This window comes from Streptomyces klenkii (genome assembly GCF_003626645.1).
GTDB classification, from domain to species: domain Bacteria; phylum Actinomycetota; class Actinomycetes; order Streptomycetales; family Streptomycetaceae; genus Streptomyces; species Streptomyces klenkii.
Genome location: NZ_RBAM01000157.1, coordinates 1 through 1,125, shown reverse-complemented (window position 1 = coordinate 1,125; position 1,125 = coordinate 1). Strand labels below are relative to the sequence as shown.

The window sequence follows — 1,125 nt, the reverse complement described above, 5'->3', positions numbered from 1 at the left end:
CCGGCCTGGAACTGGCCGCCTACGAGGAGCCCGGCGTCGAGGACGCCCTGGAAGCGGCCGGCGACGGCGCCCAGGCCACGTCACCTACACCTACCCCGGCACCGACCGCCCCGCCGTGGCCGATGTGTCGCTGACGGTCGAACGCGGCGAAGTCATCGCGCTCGTCGGCGAGAACGGCTCCGGCAAGACCACCCTCACCCAGCTCATCACCGGCCTGTTCCTCCCCCAGGCCGGGACCGTGCGCTGGGACGGCACCAACCTGGCCGACGCCGACCCGCACACCGTGTGGCGCCACGTCGCGCTCGTCCCGCAGGAATACACCCTCTGGCCACTCACCGCCCGCGAGAACATCCACCTCGGCGCCCCGCGCCCGGAAGGCGACCAGGCCGTGCACGCCGCCGCCGCAGCCGCCCGCGCAGACGCCGTCCTCGCCGCCCTGCCCGACGGGCTGAACACCTCCCTGGCACGCTCCTGGTGGGGCGGACACGACCTCTCCGGCGGGCAGTGGCAGCGCATCGCCCTCGCGCGGGCCTTCCACCGCGACGCCCAGGTCCTCGTCATGGACGAACCCACCGCCGCCCTGGATGCCCGCGCCGAGGCCGCCCTCTTCGCCTCCCTGCGCACCCTCGCCGCCGGCCGCACGACCTTCCTCGTCACCCACCGGCTGGCCAGCACCCGCCACGCCGACCGCATCATCGTCCTCGACAACGGCCGCATCGTGGAGCAAGGCCCCTACGAGGAACTGGCCACGAAACCCGGAGGCGTCCTCGCCGAACTCCTAGCCCTTCAGGAAGGCCAGCGGCCCGCCACCCCGGCGCTGGCCACGCCGTAGCCGGCCCGCACGCTCGCCGAGGGCCGCCCCGCGCCGGGCCGCACGGCGATGGCGCAGTGGTGATCGACGCGGATCTCGCGGGCGAGGGCGATGGCCTACCGCCTAAGAAGCGGCGCCGATCGGCGCGCGGCGCTGTGAATTGGATTTCGGCCAGCATTGTCATGGCGCCCTGACGCCGAGTGCGTGTCAGGCTAACCTGACACGCGTTTAGGTGCTGGACGACCGAGGGGGCTCTGCCATGTGGAATGACGATCGCGACGGACGCCGCGAGCACGAGGGCCTGGCTCGCGCCC

General features: G+C 73.4%; 1 protein-coding gene. It reads left to right on the top strand.

Features of this window, described 5'->3' with window-relative positions; all coding sequences use genetic code 11:
* Positions 1-115: 115 nt before the first annotated feature.
* Positions 116-832, top strand: coding sequence for an ATP-binding cassette domain-containing protein (locus tag D7231_RS35405; RefSeq protein WP_338419912.1), 717 nt, complete (start codon positions 116-118; stop codon positions 830-832).
* Positions 833-1,125 lie beyond the last annotated feature (293 nt).